General features: G+C 61.9%; 1 protein-coding gene. It reads right to left on the bottom strand.

Annotated elements, in window-relative coordinates:
- Positions 1 to 225, bottom strand: a 225-nt coding sequence (locus tag ACR9ZH_RS18430; RefSeq protein ID WP_481292216.1) for a hypothetical protein, incomplete at its 3' end; no start/stop codon positions are given.
- Positions 226 to 562: the final 337 nt, after the last annotated feature.

Here is a 562-nt window from a genome sequence, read left to right as displayed (position 1 = left end):
CAACTGCTCCCTCACCAACTCGGTATGCGCCCGCACGGCGTGATCCAACCCCCGCCTCATCAACGCATCGATGACCGTCAAGACGTCAGCCACCTTCTTACCCTTCAACTCATCCGTCTCCCCGACCATCTCAGTCACAAACTCCGTCAACCGCTGCGCATACCGCAACCACTCCGTCGCCTCATTCATCAACTCATGCACCGAAGCAACCCAAATGACGGACACGTGTGCGCACGTGCTGCGGGAATCGCCCGCGAATCGCGACCTGCAATGCGAAGCGCGACCTACATGATGTCGCCTCCCTTCCTACCCGTCGCTCCCGCGAAGGCGGGAGCCTGGTGACTCTTGCGGTAGGGTTGCGAAAACGCTCAGTGCATTCGTGAAGTCATTCGCGAAAGGCTGTCGCGCGCGAGGCGCGCTCCTACAGGGCTGCGTTCTATCCGCAGGGTGCGGCGAGCGTGCTGCCACAGAAACACGCGAGTCGATGCTCCGGCTTTTGCCGCATGCGACCGCGGTGTTGGGAGGAGCCGGTGGCTGCCGTTTTTGGAGCGATTCCGCAGGG

It is taken from the genome of Luteibacter sp. SVR4-7G (assembly GCF_056755555.1).
The sequence above is the reverse complement of the archived record's forward strand: the minus strand, read 5'-3'. Positions and strand labels throughout refer to the sequence as shown.